Consider the following 16,162-nt stretch of genomic DNA (forward strand, 5'->3'; position numbering starts at 1 on the left):
TTTATTAGAAGCATCTAATTATGGTGGAGATAAGAGCTCAGTAACTTCAGTAGTTTTACCAGTTGACTCTCAATACGAAGTAACTTTATTTAAAGAAAAGTATTCAATGGGTGAATTAGTGGAAGAGAAAGAAATAAGTCAATACACTACAGAAACTATTGCTAAGGACTCAATAATGCATATTATATTTAATGTTGCAAAACTAAATGATGGAGAAGCTGATAAGTCTATAATATCTATTGCTGAAATAGATAGAGAAAATAGTGAGGATGATAAAAATCCATCTTATAAGGTAAGTAAATTTAATGATGAAGCTATAGATTTTGATTCAAGGACTTTAGTAGATCAATCTGGAAAAGCTTTAGATGAAGAGCAAGTCCTAGCAGCATTCGTTAAATTTAATGAAGATGATAATGATAAGGCAGCTATTAATTTAGATACTTATAAAGATGAAGTTTCTAAATACAAGGAAGCTACAATTTTCAAAATTAAAGTAACTAAAAAATAGTAAATTTTAGAGGTTTGGGATATTTTAAGATAGTCTAATTAAAATGTAGAATTACTGATGTAATTTATTCAAGCTTACTAAAAGTAATTTCAAAACTCCCTAGGGAGTTTTTTCTTAATTATACATTATGTATTCTAAACTTTACATTGTGCGATAGAACCCTATTTATTTGTTTTTAATTTAATATTTGATATATTTAATATTAATTTGTATAATTGTTATGAATTAAAATAAATGGAGTGAAGAATATGAGACTAAGAAAAAAGCCATGGGCTAGACCAGAACTAGAAGCCTGTAATTTCTTTATTATAAATCCAAGTGAAAATAAAGGTAAATGGAGAGAAACATTTAATAATGATAACCCAATATATTTAGAGTTAGGCTGTGGAAAGGGTACATTTATAGCTGTTCATGGTTCTGAAAATAAGGATATAAATTATATAGCTATAGATATTAAAGATGAAGTTTTAGTATTAGCTAAAAGAAATATAGAAAAAGCTTATAAAGAAAAAGATCAGGAAGTTAACAATTTAAAACTTATGGCACAAGAAATAGGATTGATAGAAGAGGTTTTTAGCAAAGATGATATTGTTAGCAGAATATATATAAACTTCTGTAATCCTTGGCCAAAGGAAAGACATAAAAAGAGAAGATTAACTTTTACTAAGCAATTAGAAAAGTATAAGACTTTCTTAACTGAAAATGGAGAAATTTATTTTAAGACTGATGATGATAATTTATTTGAAGAATCTTTAGAATATTTTAAAGAGGCAGGTCTTAAAATAGAATATATTACTTATGATTTACATAATAGTGATGTTAAAGGAAATGTAAGAACTGAACATGAAAATATGTTTAGTGAGCAAGGGATAAAAATTAAATTTTTAATTGCAAGAAAATAAAAATGAAGATTGATGATGTGATTTGCTACTTTAGTATATTCATCATCAATTTTCATTATAATAAACTTTAATATCTTAATTTACAAATTAACTCTAGGGTATTTAAGAAAACATCTATTTCGTCAATAGAGTTATATAGACCAAAGCTAATTCTAACCATTCCAGGCATGGTACAAGTAGAATCTACTAAATATCGCCTTGCTTCATCTTCAGATACACCTAAAAGTCTTTTTACATATGGATGTGCACAAAAGGCACCTTGCCTTACCGCAATTGCCCTAAGGCTTGCTAGAAGTCTTGCAACTTCCGCATGATATATATCTTTTATATTAAATACAGCTATTCCAAGCCTATCTGAAATATTATTGTTATCACCATAGGATATAATATTATTAATAGATTTTAATCCACATATAGTATGATTTAATAGAATTTTTTCATTTTTCTCTATAGTATCAAATCCTATTTTTTCTAGTTCTTTAAGGGACTGAACTAAAGCAATGGCTCCAAAGAAGTTCGGACTACCAGCTTCATCTTTTTCAGGAGGTAACAAATATATTTGTGAACTGTCTAATACAGCTTCTACAGTACCCCCTCCCTTAAAATCGGAATTTAATCTTTCAAATTCATCTTTTAAACCTATTATCGCTCCACTTCCAAAAGGTGCATATATTTTATGAGCAGAAAAAACTAGATAATCTATAGGGGTTACAGTTAAATCTATCTTCTTATGAGCTACTATTTGAGCTCCATCTACTATTAACTTAGCATTATATTTATGAACAAGATTGCATATATAATTTATATCATTTATATATCCTGTTACATTTGATGCGGCTGTAAGAGAGACATATTTAACTAAGCCATTATATCTTTCTAGTAAATATTCTAATTCATCTAATTTCAATCTACCAAGACTATCTACTTCTATATATTTTAAGTTGCATTTTTCTCTCCAAGGCAAATCATTAGAATGATGTTCCATTCTAGTAGTTATTATGATATCTTCAGTGTTCTCAATTAATATATTAGATAATCTATTTATTCCCTCAGTTGTATTACTGACAAAAATTACAGTGTATTTATCCTGAGATCCATTAAAAAATTTTAAAATATAATTTCTTGAGTCAAGAAATAATTTAGTAGAATACTCAGATTTTTGTCCAAGTCCCCGTCCAATAGCTCCATATAACTCGCAGGCTTTTGTTATTTCTTTTAAAACGCTTTTAAATACTGGAGTAGTAGCAGCATTGTCAAAGTTAATTGGAATAATTTCTTTATCACTAAGAATAGGAACCTTTTTATCAAGGCCTATAAATAAATTTCTATAATCTATAATCTTTAAATCCTCCATTAAAAAACCTCCCTAGATATATTATTCACGGGTTATTAATATGGTGATTCAATAAAGCTAGAGTTATATTAAGATTTAAGAGAACATATATAAATATAGAACATATACTTATAGTGAAATATTTTTGGGAGGAAGTAGATGTATTCAGAAAATTCAAATGGTCAACAAGAAGATAATGATTTAAAATTTGTACCTTTAAATATTAGAGAACCATTTAAGAATAAAGATTCTAGTTGGTATCCATCAATAGATACTAGCGTGCCAACTTTAAGTAACATATCTAATAACTTTATTATGGGCTTATCAGTTCCCGTGGATAATTCAAATTTAGAGGTGAGATCATTTAGAACTTTAGATTACTTGCCAAGAAATGAGATGAGAATAGGAAATCCAATGCAGCAGGTTCTTGATGGGCAATTTAATAATAGTCAGATGTTAGAGAAACAAATGAATAATGTTAATCCTAATAATAATCTAAATAATAGTATGAACAATATGAATCAAAATAATATGAACCAGAATAATATGAATCCGAATATGATGAATCAGAATAATATGAACCAGAACAATATGAATCCAAATATGATGAATCAGAATAATATAAACCAGAACAATATGAATCCAAATATCATGAATCAAAACAATATGAACCCAAATAATATGAATCCAAACAATATGAGTAATTCCCAAAATGTCAATCCTATGAGTTTACAACAAAAGCAGCTAAGTGATGATGCTAGTTTTGATTTGGAATATCCATCAGAGACTTCAGGAGATGAATTATTTTCTTATAATAAAGCAGAGGGATGTAAAAAGAAGGATTCAGAAAGAGAGAATACCTTAAATAATAATTTAAGTGCTGTAAAAACTGTAAGCACTATAAATGCTGTAAGTAATAAAGTTGATAATAATACTCTAGTTGATGGATATGATGATGCAAATTCTGATTATGAAGGTTTTGAAATAAACTTAATTCATATGGAGCTTTTAAGGGAATTAAATGAAGATACAACTCATTCAAATTTCTTTAGAGGGGAAAGTTATAATTTACTTGAAGAGATAGATGAAATTTTTGATATTATTAAAAATGATGAAGATATAATAAATATTTTCAAAGCATATAGTATGCCAGAACCTATTTATAATTTGGTAATCAATAAGATAATAAGAAGTACTTTAGAAAACACTACTTATAAGAGAGGTGAGTAAATATGTTATTTCGTCAAAACTTACCTAATTTACAGAGCAAAATAAGATTTCTTCATGCTAATCCTTTTGCTCAAGCGGTGGATATATATTTAAGTGGAGAATTATATGGCAAAAACTTAAGTTTTTCTGATATTAGTTGTTATGAAATTATAGCAACTGGGGACTTTGAGTTTCAAATATATAATTCAGGGACATATGATAGCCCTTTATATACAAAGCAAATTAATATATTGCCAAATACAAATTCTACAATAAATATAGTTTCATTAGGTGGAAGAATAGATACACTTGTACTAAATGATGCAAATGTAAAAGGAGATCTACTAAGTTGTTTTTTAAGATTTATTCATTTATCACCTAATTCACCCCTTATATCCTTAGGATTACCAAATGATGTGAGTCTTTTTGGGAATGTAGAGTATTTAGAGACGACTGGATATTATCCTTTGTCGCCAGCTATTTATAATTTTAAGGTAAGCTTTGCTTCTGCAAGTGGATTATATAAATTTATAAGTGATAAAAAGTTGGAGAATGGAAAATTCTATACTATATATATAATTGGATTATTAAATAATAAGCCTGGAATAGGATATTTATTAGTGGAAGATGGAAGGAATCCTTAAAAATTATTACTCAAGGACTAGAAAAATAGAAAATAAAAAATAGTAAAGGGGTTGCCGCGGGGCAACCCCTTTATTAGAATAATAGCTTAAATAGAAATTTAATGTGAATACATATGACTAATTACAATGGTTAAAATCCCTAAGAATATTGAGAATAGGTAAACTTTATTATGTTTATATATTCTTGCTGTGGGTATTAATTCTGCAAAAGCTATATAAAGCATTATTCCAGCTACCAAGGCAAAGGTAATAGCTAAAATTACTTCACTAATATAAGGTCTTAAAAATAGGAATGCTACTAATGCTCCTAGTGGTTCAGCAAGGCCAGAGTAAAGTGTATACTTAAATGCTTGTCTTTTACTTTTTGTAGAATAGTATATAGGAATTGCAATAGTTATACCTTCAGGAATATTATGAAGAGCTATTGCTAATGTAACATAAATACCTAGGGAAGTATTTTGATATCCAGAGATAAAAGTTGCAACTCCTTCAGGAAAGTTATGTATTATTAAGGCTATCATTGATACTAAACCAACTCTATAAAGTTTTTCTTTAGAATTTGTATATTTGTTAATTGATCCTTTAGGATCATCAGGGATAAATTCATCTATTAAGTAGGCCAGCAAGCTTCCTATTAATAAGAATAGGCAAGATAAAATAATTCCTTTTAAACTTCCATGAGCTTTTGTTAATACTTCTTCAGCAGAAGAAAATAAATCAGTAAAAGATACTGTAATCATAACTCCAGCAGAATAAGCAAGAGAAAAAGTTATTAATCTATTATTTTTTTCTTTAGATAGAAATAATATAAAGGCCCCTATTACTGTAGATAGTCCAGCAATTAATGACATGATTAATGGAATTAAGGATCTCATAATTAGTTTTCTCTCCTTTCGCTTTTATCCGATGGCTACCATTGCTAATACTCATACCCTTTATAAGCGAGAGCTAAGCACTGTACGCACCTGGATTAGTTCTTCTAAGCTTAAGATGGAGTAAGTTATTCATGCATTCTGTGAAAGTGATTCACACAAAATGCGAGGTTTTGGTTATCTACTTTTTAAGAAAACTCCATATGAAGCTAAGAATCACTTTATTTTTAACTATTACTAAATATATTGTTTTTAAAAAATACTATGCAAAAAAGAGGAAATTTTATAAGATAAGAAAGAGATTTAAATAAGATAGTTAATAATATTAATATAAGAAATAAGATAGGAGGGGAATATGCTAGCTTACAAGATAGAAGAAAAAATTAATATGATTCCTTTAATTACAAAGGGAATGATAATTAATTCTAAGAATAAAAATTTTAAAACTATTAAATATGGGGATAGTATAAAGCAGTATTATAGATTTTTTAGAGGAAAAGAGAATAAAGCAACTATAGTTTTCATTCACGGAGGTGGATGGTGGCATGGTAGTCCAAAGACTTCAAGTTATATAGGGAGCTTTTTTAATAAACTTGGATATAATGTTGTAATGATTGGTTATAGACTTGTACCTCTATATAAATATCCAACTCAAATAAATGATGTATTTGAAGCTTTAAAGACTTTCATTAGTAATGAAATCAATATAAATGATATTATTGTTATGGGATTTTCAGCAGGAGGAGAACTTGCTTGCAATTTAGTATATAACTTAGATAAGCAAGTTGAGTATGGTATTAATAAAGATCAGATAAAAGGATTAATTACTTTTGCAGGAGTACTTGATTTTAATAAATGTACAACTAAAAGGTCAATAGAACTAATAGAGTATTATATTGGGGATAATAAGGATTACTGGAATCCTATTGACTTAGTTAATTCAAAAGTTAATACAAAGGTTATGTGTATTCATGGAACTAAGGATCAGCTAATTGATATAGATAATTCTATTGCTTTTGTAGATAAAGTTAATGAATATGGGGACAATGCTAGACTAGTTACTATAAAAGGAAGACATCATTCAGATATTATGTCTTTATTTATTAATAAAGGAGAAAAGGAATCTAAGATAGTTTTAGATTTTATAGAAACAGTATGCAAAAAATAAAAGAAAGAAATTATTTATTAGACAATTTAAAGGTTATTTTAATATTTTTTGTAGTGTTTGGACATACAATTGAGTACTACATAAAGGATTCAAAGGTCTTAATGACTTTATATATTTTTATATATATTTTTCATATGCCATTATTTATTTTTATTTCGGGATATCTTTCTAAAAACTTTTATAAGATGAAAAGGAAAGCAGTGAAAAACCTATTAATTCCTTATATTATTTTTAATATGATTTGGTATACAGCAGTTTATATAGGTACTAAAAGAGCCATGTTTTCAGTTATGTATCCAGGATGGACATTATGGTATTTATTAAGTCTATTCTTTTGGAGAATTATTTTAAAATACATAGTTAAGATAAAGAATATAGTACTAATAAGTTTTATAGTAGGTGTTATAGTAGGAGTAATACCTGTAGTAAATGGATACTTATCTATATCTAGAACTATAGTATTTTTACCTTTCTTTCTTCTAGGTTATTACACTAAGGAAGAGCATTTTGAGAAGCTTAGAAATATCAATAAATTATTTGCTTTTATAGGGATAGCATTATTTTTATTTATAGCTATATTTGTAGTTCATTACAATATAGTCGATTATAAATTCTTATATAATTCTTATTCTTTTAGTTCATTAGAAGTTGAATTATTTAATGGATTACTATATAGAGGAATCTTATATATTTCATCAATTCTATTTGGTGCTTGTGTAATAATGTTAGTTCCAAATAGAAAGCAAGCTTATTCTGATATTGGTAAGGCAACAATGAATGTATATGTATTTCACATATATTTAGTTATGCTTGTATATTTCTTTATACCTAAATGGAATATGGGCATAATTCAAAATATTTTAATACTATTAAGTCCAGTTTTAATTATTTATATTTTATCTAGAAAAAGAGTAAATAAGGTTTATGAAGGCATATTTTATCCTGTAAATAAGGGGATAGATACAGGGAAAAAGTCCTATAAATGGTTTAAAAGAAATTAAAGTGGAAGAAAAATATTTACAAATATCAACCTTAGTACTATACTGGTGTATATACATCATTATAGTATTAAGGGGGATTTAATAATGGAAAGTAGAGAAAGAATTAGAAAGATGGTATTTGCAGCAGTTTTAACAGCAATAGCAATAATAATACCTGTACAATTTGGATTTTTAAAGGTAGTAATTGGACCATTTACTGCAACAATAGCATCACATGTACCAATGTTTTTATCAATGTTAATATCACCATCTGTAGCAGTAGTTGTAGGAGTAGGATCAGCTTTAGGATTTTTCATTACTTCTCCTGCAGTAATAGCAGCAAGAGCAGCTACTCATATAGTAGTAGGATATGTTGGAGGAAAAATCATTGCTAAGGATAAGAATTTCAAAAAAGCAACATTAATAACTGCACCTATTCATGGAATCTTAGAAGGACTTATGGTTATTCCTTTTGGATACTCATTTTATCAAATTATAATAGTTGTTGCTTTAGGCACTATTTTACATCACTTTGTAGATGGAAGTATTTCTTATGCTTTAGCTACAGCTTTAGCAAAAGCTAGAAGAACACAAGTATATGATGTTTTTTCTAACGAAGCAGCTTAGTGTGCTACGCACAATTAAGAATGAAGATTAAGGATTTAATTTCTTTGAAATTACCTTAATAAGAAAATATGTGCTGCTGCGCAATTAAGTGGATTAACTCGGCTAAGGCTGAGTTTTTTGCTTTGTAGAAGATTATTAATAGATTATTATATAGTTAAATTTACAACTTCTTACTTGAGCTTTTAGGTTGAAGATATATCTTTTTAATTGAGGTAAGGGGAATAATAAAGAAGTTTATAATAGTTATTTCTTATGTAATAATTTAATTTTGTAATTCTAATATGATATAATTAATTGAAGTAAATGATTACAAGGGGGAACTATGAATATAAAGGAAGTACTTTCTGATAATCCTGTTATAGCAGCAGTTAAAAGATTAGATGAGCTTGATATGGCTTTGGAAAGTAGTGTAGGAATTATTTTTATTCTATTTGGGGATTTAATTAATATAAAAGATATAGAAGAGAAGGTTAGAAATACTAATAAGCTATGTATAATACATATAGATTTAATAGAGGGCCTTGCATCAAGAGAAGTTTCAGTTAAGTATATAAAAGAAAGAACTTCATTTAAGGGGATTATTTCAACGAAGCCACAGGTAATTAGAGTTGCAAAATCTTTAGGGTTAATAGCTATTCAAAGGATGTTTGTTTTTGATACATTATCCTTAAATAATATAAAGAATCATTTAGTAAAAGAGTGTGATGCAATTGAAATATTACCAGGGGTTATACCTAAGGTAGTTAGTAAGATTAAAGTATCCTTAAATAAAGAAATAATTGTTGGTGGATTAATAGAAACCAAGGAAGAGGTTATTATGGCACTTAACTCAGGAGCAACTTGCGTATCAACAACTAAAAAAGAAATATGGGAAGTTTAATATAAATAAGGGGTGTTTTTATGTCTAAATATATAGTTTCTTTAGATCAGGGAACTACTAGTTCTCGTGCTATTATTTTTGATAAGGAGCAAAATATATTAGGAGTAAGTCAAAAGGAAATAAATCAAATTTATCCTAAGAAAGGATGGGTTGAGCATAATCCTATGGAAATATGGGCTTCTCAATATGGAGTTCTTCAAGAAGCTATAGCTAAGGCTAATATAAGAGTATCTGAAATAGCAGCTATTGGGATAACTAATCAAAGAGAAACTACTATTCTTTGGGATAAGGCTACTGGTGAGCCGATTTACAATGCAATAGTATGGCAATGTAGAAGAACAGCAGATATTTGTGAGAAGCTAAAAGAAGATAAGGACTTTGTTGAATATGTAAGAGATAACACCGGACTTGTTATGGATGCATATTTTTCAGCGACAAAGATAAAATGGATATTAGATAATGTGGAAGGTGTAAGAGATAGAGCTGAAAGAGGAGAAATACTTTTTGGTACAGTTGATACTTGGCTTTTATGGAAACTAACAGAAGGAAAAATTCATGTTACAGATTATACTAATGCTTCTAGAACTATGCTTTATAATATAAAGGAATTAAAATGGGATTCTAGAATTTTAGAAAAACTAAATATTCCAATTAATATTTTGCCAGAAGTTAAAAATTCCTCTGAAATATATGGTTATGCTAATATAGGTGGGAAAAATGGAGAGCTAGTTCCTATAGGAGGAATAGCAGGGGATCAGCAAGCAGCTTTATTCGGACAAGGATGCTTTAATAAGGGTGATTCTAAGAATACTTATGGAACAGGATGCTTTTTACTTATGAATACAGGAGAAGAAATAGTAAAAAGTAATAATGGGTTAATTACAACTATTGCAATAGGAATAGATAACAAAGTTCAATATGCTCTTGAAGGATCTGTATTTATGGGAGGAGCAATTATTCAGTGGATTAGAGATGAATTAAGATTAGTAAATGATGCTCAAGATACAGAATGCTTTGCAAAAAAAGTCGATGATAACGGTGGAGTTTATATAGTGCCAGCTTTCACAGGACTTGGAGCACCTTATTGGGATATGTATGCAAGAGGAGCTATCTTTGGATTAACTAGAGGGGCTAATAGAAATCATATAATTAGGGCGGCTTTAGAAGCTATAGCTTATCAATCTAAGGATGTTTTAGATGCTATGGAAGAAGATTCCGGTTGTAAGATAAAAGATCTAAAGGTTGATGGTGGTGCAAGTAGAAATGGATTACTCATGCAGTTTCAATCAGATATAGTAGGAGCTAAAGTAATAAGGCCTATAATTTCAGAAACTACAGCTTTAGGTGCTGCATTTTTAGCAGGACTCGCAGTTGGATTTTGGAAAAATAAAGAGGAGATTGAAAGTAGTTTTTATATAAGTGAAGAATATGAGCCTAAGATTGAAGTAGAAGAAAGAGATAAGCTATACAAGGGATGGAAAAAGGCTGTTGAAAGAGTAAAGGGATGGGAAGAGTAAGACGATTGACAATTAATAATTAACAATTTAGGGGGAAACTCAGCTGGGGCTGAGTTTTTTAATTTTAGATTTAGAGTTAAATATTGAACTTAATTATTAAATTTAAATCTTGAACTTATATATGTAAAGAGTTTATTTTATAATAATTTTATAGAGGGTATGGAAGGGGTTGAAACTAGTTATTTTTAATAGAAAGTGATATAATTTTTTATTAATGGAAATAGTTAGAATGTCAAAGTAAGTTTGGAGGAGGAAGTATGGAAAATACATCACTTATTTTAGAAGGCGGAGGAATGAGAGGAGTATATTCAGCAGGAGTTTTAGATTTATTATTAGATAGAAATATTAATATAAAATATTGTGTTGGTGTATCTGCAGGTGCATGTAACTGTGTTTCTTATATTTCTAAGCAAAAGAAGAGAAATTATAGAGTTAATATTAATTATATTAAAGATAAAAGATACTTAAGTTTCAGTAATTTAATAAAAACAGGGTCTGCCTTTGGAATGGATATGTTATTTGATTTGATACCAAATGAACTAGAACCCTTTGATCATAAAACATTTGTTGAATCAAATGCTAAATTTATAGTTGGTACGACTAATTGTGAAACTGGATTACCTGAATTTTATAATATTAATGACTTTAATACTGATGGATACGATGCTCTTAAAGCTTCAATATCCCTACCATTAGTTGCAAAAGTTATTAATTATGATAATAAAAACCTTTTAGATGGAGGAATAGCTGCACCTATTCCAATTAAAAAGGCTATTGATGATGGAATAGAAAAACATGTAGTTATTTTAACTCAACATAAGGGTTATAGAAAAAGTAAGACTAAAATGATGCCCTTAATAAAAAGAGCTTATAAGGAGCATCAAGGTTTAATAAATGCAATGGAAAATAGATATAAGGTTTATAATGAAACTTTAGATTTATTAGATAAATTGGAATCAGAAGGAAAATGCTTTGTAATAAGACCAAGTATTCCTTTAGAAGTAAGTAGATTTGAAAAGAATAAAGAAAAATTAGATGCTATTTATAATCAAGGTTATAAAGATGCAGAAGAAACAGCTGAGGATTTAATTAAGTTTTTAGAAAACTAGGGAAGCTATTAGACTTTGAAAAGCGGATAATTAAATAAGGTGCGTAGTATAAGTAAAAGTTAAGAAGTAAGTGTTAAGAGGGAAGAGTGTAGGAGAAAACTCTTAAGGAGTTTTTGAAATTGGATTTTTATTTTTAGTAATTCCGAAGGAGTTACATCGACAGTTGTTAATTGTTAATTGAAAAAGAGGTGTTTTAAAAATGAGGATATTTCATATGGGTGACTGGCATATAGGTAAGCTTGTTAATGGATTCTATATGACAGAGGATCAAAAATATATTATAAATCAATTATATTTGGCTATTGAAGAAAAAAAGCCAGATGTATTAATAATTGCTGGTGATCTATATGATAGATCAATACCTCCAGTGCCGGCAGTAGAGCTTTTAAATAATGCTCTTATAAAGATAGTTAAGGATTTAAATACTAAGGTCATTGCAATAGCTGGAAATCATGATAGTAATGAGAGGGTAGAATTTGCTAGTTCTCTTTTGGCTTCTTCTGGACTTTACATAAGTGGAAGTCTTAAAGAGAAGATTGAAAAGGTAACTTTAGAAGATGAGTTTGGGAAAGTGAATTTTTATCCTATCCCTTATGCTGATGTTCCATATATAAGAGATTTATTTGAGGATGAAGAAATAAAAAATTATGATATTGCAATGGAGAGAGTCGTTTCTAATATTTCCAAGGAAATAAACAATGAAGAAAGAAATATTGCTATAGCACATGGATATGTAACTAAGGTTAGTGAAGATAATTATGAAGAGTTAGAAGTTAGTGATTCAGAAAAGCCATTATCAATAGGAGGCACAGAATATATAAGTTCTAAACATTTTGATATATTTAATTATACTGCTTTAGGACATTTACATGGACCACAAAAAGTAGGTAGTGATAAAATAAGGTATTCAGGATCTTTAATGAAATACTCTTTTTCAGAAGTTAAGCAGAAGAAGGGAATTACTATAGTTGATATTGATGAAAAAGGTGAAGTTAATATAGAGTTTTATCCTTTAAAGCCAAGAAGAGATTTTAGGATTATAGAAGGAGAGTTAAGTGAAATAATTAAGGCCTTTGATAAAGATGCTTTAGATAACGAAGATTATATAAAAGTAACATTAAAGGATAAGGGAGAAGTGCTAGATCCTATGGCTAAGCTTAGAGCACTTTATCCTAATGTTATGGAGCTTATTAGAGAAGAAAAGACCTTAAGAAATAATAATAAAAATGTAGCATTAAATATAAAAGAAAAATCAAAATTAACTTTATTTGAAAACTTTTATGAAGATATATTAGGAGATAAGTCTTCTGAAGAAGAGTTAAGTATTATGAAATCAATAATTCAAGCTGCTGAAAAGGTAGGTGAGTAAGATGAAGATAAAGAGATTAAAATTTAATGCTTTTGGACCTTATGCTAAAGAGGTTGATTTAGACTTTGAAGAGAATTTAAATAATAAAAATATGTTTGTTATTACTGGTAACACTGGTGCTGGTAAGACTACTATTTTTGATGCTATTAACTTTGCATTATATGGAGAAGCAAGTGGTAGTGATAGAGACGGAAAGGCTTTTAGAAGTGACTTTGCAGATCCAACATCTGATACTGAAGTAGAACTTTGGTTTTCTTTAAGAGGAAAAGAATATTATATTAAAAGAAACCCAAATTATTTTAGGGCAAAATTAAGAGGGGATGGATTTACAGAACAAAAGGCAGGAGCTGAAATTAAATTTGATGATAAAAATATATCTGGAGCTAAAGAAGTTACAAGGTTAGTTGAAGATATACTAGGAATAACCTCTGAGCAGTTTAAACAGCTAGTTATGATTCCTCAAGGTGAATTTAAGAAGCTTTTAAATGCAGATAGTGATAAAAAGGAAGAAATATTTAGAAAGATTTTTGGAACTAAGGTTTTTTCTGATATTCAACAAAATATAAAAATTGAAGCTAATAATTTAAAGAAGTCTATAGAGAATATCCAAAGGGATAGAGAAAATAGAATTCGTGCTTTTTTATTCAGGGAAGATGATATTGATTTAAAAGCATTAGTTTCAAATAAGGATTTAAATATTAATTTAATATTAGAGGGTTTTTATGATTCAGTTTCAAAAGATGAAAAAGATGAAAATATAATTAAAGAAAACCTACAAAAAGTGAATGAGGAAATTAATAAGTTATCTAAGGAATTAGCTTTAGCAAATGATATAAATAAGAAATTAGGGAACTTAGAACTTTATAAGAAGGAACTTAATGATTTAACTTTATTAAAAGAAGAGTTTATATTAAAGAAAGATAAATTAAGTAATGGTAAGAAAGCTGTTACTGCCTTAAGCTATGAGGATAAGTATAAGGAAAAGAAAAATTATCTTTCTAAAAATGAAAAAGAATTAAATAGTAGTAATGAAAGGTTAAATAATTATAAAATTTCCTTGGAAGAAGCAGAAAAGCTATTTAATATTGAAGTACAAAAGGAACCATTAAAGAATGAACTAATTAAAAAGTTAGATGAAATAGATAACTTAAAAGTTAAGGCTTTAAATTATGAAGAAAATAAAGAGAAGTTAGATAATTATATTTTCAAAGCTAAAAAAATAAAGGAGGAAATTAAAAAAGCTACGGAAAATAGTGAAGATAATAGTAAGCTTATAAAATCTCTTAATGAAGAATTAAGTAATATAAATAAATTTAAAGAAAAGAAGAATTTATTAAAAATAGAAGAGCTTAATTTAAAAAGTAAGTTAGATAAGTTATATAAATTAAAAGAAGCAATAGAAAAATCAATAAGTGAAGAGCAAAGACATAGTAAGGGAGCAATTTATTACGAAAATGCTGATAAAGACTATTTAAATAAAAAGGAAAACTATGAAAACCTTGAAGATGCTTTTAGAAGAAATCAAGCAGGGATTTTAGCAAAGTCTTTAAAGGATGGAGATCCTTGCCCAGTTTGTGGATCTACTAATCACCCCCTATTAGCTAAGTTAGAAACAGAAAGCGTTACGGAAGCTTTAGTAAAAGAAGCAAAATCAATAAGTGACTTAGCTTATGAAAAGCGAGAAAAATATTATAGGGAATTAACTAAGATAGTAACAGAAATAAATTCACTAAAAGAGAAATATATTAATCCTTTATATAAAGAAATATTCTTAGAAGATATAAAGGGTGAAATAGATAATATCTTAGATATGGTAAAAGAAGTTATTAGAGAAGATGAAACTAAGATAAATAAAATAATTAAGGATTTAGTTAAAATTGAAGAAGAACTATCAAAAGAAAATAAGATTACCCTTATGAAAGAAGAAAAAGAAAGAGATAATGAAGCTTTAAAGTTAGCTTTTGAAAAGTTAAATGCTGAACTTTTAGTAAAAGAAGGAGAAGTAAAAACTCAAGAAGCTAATTTAAATAATATTTTAAAGGATTTTAAGGGCGAATTAAGAACAGTTTCAGCTTTAGATAAGGAAAAATTAGAATTAAATAAAGTTTTAAATGATTTAATAGAAGGTTATAAAAAAGCAGAAAAGTATTATAAGGACAGTAAGTCAAACTATGATAAGGAAAATGGAAATAAGATATCCTTAGAAGCATTAGTAAAATCTAATAAGGAAGATTTAGATAAGGCTTTAGAGGAATTTAAAGAGAAGGTTTTATCCTTAGGGTTTGAGGACTATAAGGATTATTCAGAAAAGAGAATAACGGAAGAGGAAATAGTAGCTTTAGAAAAAGATATTAATAATTTCAATATTAAGCTATCTAATGCTGAGAGAGTTTATAATATTGCTTTAGAGGATACGAAAGATCTAGAAATTCAGGATGTCAATTCTATAAATGAAGCATTAAGTGCTAAGAATGACAATAAGGAAAAGATAGAAAAGGTTGAAAAAGAAATATATTATAGAATAAATCAAAATAGAAAAATCATCGGTGAGTGCTTAAATTATAATAAGTTAATTGAAGATGATGAGGAAAAATATAAAGTAGTAGGTAAATTAGCAAGGGTTATAAATGGAGATAATCCAAGAAAAATAAGCTTTGAAAGATATGTTTTAGCTGCTTACTTTGAAGATATTATTTCATCAGCTAATTTAAGATTCTCTCAAATGACTAATAATAGATTTGAATTATTAAGAAAAGAAGATATAGGTGATAAAAGAAAAGGTCAGGGGTTAGACCTTGAGGTATTTGATAATTATACTGGAAAGGCTAGAGATGTAAAGACATTATCAGGTGGAGAATCCTTTAAAGCATCTCTATCTATGGCATTAGGTTTAGCAGATGTTGTTCAAAGATATTCTGGAGGAATTCAACTAGATACTATGTTTATAGATGAAGGATTTGGAACATTAGATCCGGAGTCATTAGATAATGCTGTTGAATGTCTAGTGAATTTACAAAGTGATGGAAGAGTAGTAGGGATAATAT

At 28.1% G+C, this 16,162-nt stretch carries 14 protein-coding genes; 12 read left to right on the top strand and 2 right to left on the bottom strand.

What is annotated here, in order from left to right; all coding sequences use genetic code 11:
* Both E6248_RS05530 and trmB read left to right on the top strand, forming a co-directional pair.
* The coding region (locus E6248_RS05530; RefSeq protein WP_316339817.1) for a hypothetical protein at positions 1–508 on the top strand (508 nt) is incomplete at its 5' end.
* A gap of 248 nt (positions 509–756) precedes the next feature.
* Positions 757–1,410: a tRNA (guanosine(46)-N7)-methyltransferase TrmB gene (gene trmB, locus E6248_RS05535; RefSeq protein WP_316339818.1), complete on the top strand. Its 654-nt coding sequence runs from the start codon at positions 757–759 to the stop codon at positions 1,408–1,410.
* Positions 1,411–1,477: 67 nt separating this feature from the next.
* Here trmB and E6248_RS05540 read toward each other — a convergent pair whose 3' ends face one another.
* Complete coding sequence (locus E6248_RS05540) at positions 1,478–2,764, bottom strand: aminotransferase class V-fold PLP-dependent enzyme (protein ID WP_316339819.1); 1,287 nt, start codon at positions 2,762–2,764, stop codon at positions 1,478–1,480.
* Between the two features lie 138 nt (positions 2,765–2,902).
* Between E6248_RS05540 and E6248_RS05545 the strand changes: the two genes are divergently transcribed.
* Positions 2,903–3,973, top strand: a complete 1,071-nt coding sequence (locus E6248_RS05545; RefSeq protein ID WP_316339820.1) for a hypothetical protein — start codon at positions 2,903–2,905, stop codon at positions 3,971–3,973.
* Positions 3,974–3,975: 2 nt separating this feature from the next.
* Positions 3,976–4,596 carry a DUF4397 domain-containing protein gene (locus E6248_RS05550; protein ID WP_316339821.1) on the top strand — a complete coding sequence of 207 codons (621 nt, stop codon included), beginning with the start codon at positions 3,976–3,978 and terminating at the stop codon, positions 4,594–4,596.
* A 98-nt stretch (positions 4,597–4,694) separates the two neighbouring features.
* Here the strand turns inward: E6248_RS05550 and zupT are convergent, their stop codons facing one another.
* Complete coding sequence (zupT, locus tag E6248_RS05555; protein ID WP_316339822.1) at positions 4,695–5,471, bottom strand: zinc transporter ZupT; 777 nt, start codon at positions 5,469–5,471, stop codon at positions 4,695–4,697.
* A 352-nt stretch (positions 5,472–5,823) separates the two neighbouring features.
* On the opposite strand from zupT, the gene E6248_RS05560 reads away from it, so the two are divergent.
* The 8 genes from E6248_RS05560 to E6248_RS05595 all read left to right on the top strand — a co-directional run.
* A complete protein-coding gene (locus E6248_RS05560) occupies positions 5,824–6,636 on the top strand; it encodes an alpha/beta hydrolase (protein WP_316339823.1) in 813 nt (270 codons plus the stop codon).
* A complete protein-coding gene (locus E6248_RS05565; RefSeq protein ID WP_316339824.1) occupies positions 6,624–7,637 on the top strand; it encodes an acyltransferase family protein in 1,014 nt (337 codons plus the stop codon). Before E6248_RS05560 ends, E6248_RS05565 begins: the two co-directional genes overlap by 13 nt.
* 84 nt (positions 7,638–7,721) lie before the next feature.
* The gene (locus E6248_RS05570; RefSeq protein WP_316339825.1) at positions 7,722–8,243 is read left to right on the top strand and encodes an ECF transporter S component; all 522 of its coding nucleotides are present in this window, start codon (positions 7,722–7,724) and stop codon (positions 8,241–8,243) included.
* A 322-nt stretch (positions 8,244–8,565) separates the two neighbouring features.
* On the top strand, positions 8,566–9,123 hold the full coding sequence (locus tag E6248_RS05575) for a glycerol-3-phosphate responsive antiterminator (RefSeq protein ID WP_316339826.1): 558 nt from the start codon (positions 8,566–8,568) through the stop codon (positions 9,121–9,123).
* A gap of 20 nt (positions 9,124–9,143) precedes the next feature.
* Positions 9,144–10,640 carry a glycerol kinase GlpK gene (gene glpK, locus E6248_RS05580; protein WP_316339827.1) on the top strand — a complete coding sequence of 499 codons (1,497 nt, stop codon included), beginning with the start codon at positions 9,144–9,146 and terminating at the stop codon, positions 10,638–10,640.
* 257 nt (positions 10,641–10,897) lie between these two features.
* On the top strand, positions 10,898–11,749 hold the full coding sequence (locus tag E6248_RS05585; protein ID WP_316339828.1) for a patatin family protein: 852 nt from the start codon (positions 10,898–10,900) through the stop codon (positions 11,747–11,749).
* Positions 11,750–11,948: 199 nt separating this feature from the next.
* Positions 11,949–13,118 carry an exonuclease SbcCD subunit D gene (locus E6248_RS05590; protein WP_316339829.1) on the top strand — a complete coding sequence of 390 codons (1,170 nt, stop codon included), beginning with the start codon at positions 11,949–11,951 and terminating at the stop codon, positions 13,116–13,118.
* 1 nt (position 13,119) lies between these two features.
* Positions 13,120–16,162, top strand: a 3,043-nt coding sequence (locus tag E6248_RS05595) for an AAA family ATPase (protein WP_316339830.1), incomplete at its 3' end; no start/stop codon positions are given.

Origin of the sequence: Clostridium sp., assembly GCF_032552055.1 — a bacterium.
GTDB lineage: Bacteria > Bacillota > Clostridia > Clostridiales > Clostridiaceae > Clostridium.

Coding starts and splice junctions, on each gene's coding strand:
- trmB (WP_316339818.1), top strand. CDS start 757: ATGAGACTAAGAAAAAAGCCATGGGCTAGACCAGAACTAGAAGCCTGT.
- E6248_RS05540 (WP_316339819.1), bottom strand. CDS start 2,764: ATGGAGGATTTAAAGATTATAGATTATAGAAATTTATTTATAGGCCTT.
- E6248_RS05545 (WP_316339820.1), top strand. CDS start 2,903: ATGTATTCAGAAAATTCAAATGGTCAACAAGAAGATAATGATTTAAAA.
- E6248_RS05550 (WP_316339821.1), top strand. CDS start 3,976: ATGTTATTTCGTCAAAACTTACCTAATTTACAGAGCAAAATAAGATTT.
- zupT (WP_316339822.1), bottom strand. CDS start 5,471: ATGAGATCCTTAATTCCATTAATCATGTCATTAATTGCTGGACTATCT.
- E6248_RS05560 (WP_316339823.1), top strand. CDS start 5,824: ATGCTAGCTTACAAGATAGAAGAAAAAATTAATATGATTCCTTTAATT.
- E6248_RS05565 (WP_316339824.1), top strand. CDS start 6,624: ATGCAAAAAATAAAAGAAAGAAATTATTTATTAGACAATTTAAAGGTT.
- E6248_RS05570 (WP_316339825.1), top strand. CDS start 7,722: ATGGAAAGTAGAGAAAGAATTAGAAAGATGGTATTTGCAGCAGTTTTA.
- E6248_RS05575 (WP_316339826.1), top strand. CDS start 8,566: ATGAATATAAAGGAAGTACTTTCTGATAATCCTGTTATAGCAGCAGTT.
- glpK (WP_316339827.1), top strand. CDS start 9,144: ATGTCTAAATATATAGTTTCTTTAGATCAGGGAACTACTAGTTCTCGT.
- E6248_RS05585 (WP_316339828.1), top strand. CDS start 10,898: ATGGAAAATACATCACTTATTTTAGAAGGCGGAGGAATGAGAGGAGTA.
- E6248_RS05590 (WP_316339829.1), top strand. CDS start 11,949: ATGAGGATATTTCATATGGGTGACTGGCATATAGGTAAGCTTGTTAAT.